General features: G+C 81.0%; 1 protein-coding gene. It reads left to right on the top strand.

Features of this window, described 5'->3' with window-relative positions; genetic code table 11:
• Window positions 1-231: hypothetical protein (locus KVT14_RS21735; protein WP_217617427.1), on the top strand; the 231-nt coding region annotated here is incomplete at both ends.

The raw sequence follows: 231 nt of genomic DNA, 5'->3' as shown, positions 1-231 counted from the left end.
AGCAGGCCGAGGACGCCGAGGACCGCGAGGACGAGGCCGACGAGCAGGGAGAGGGCGACGAGCAGGGCGGCAGCAGCCGGCGTCGTCGGCGCCGCCGTCGGTCGGGCCGCGGCGGCGGGGACGACGCGGGTGTGCAGCAGCCGTCGGCGCGCCGGTCGTCGGCGCGCGGCGGGGACGGGGTCACCGCGCTGCGCGGGTCGACCCGGCTGGAGGCCAAGCGCCAGCGTCGCC

Origin of the sequence: Cellulomonas sp. GbtcB1, from assembly GCF_019091725.1 — a bacterium.
Classification (GTDB): domain Bacteria; phylum Actinomycetota; class Actinomycetes; order Actinomycetales; family Cellulomonadaceae; genus Cellulomonas.
This window is presented reverse-complemented; position numbering and strand designations above follow the sequence as displayed.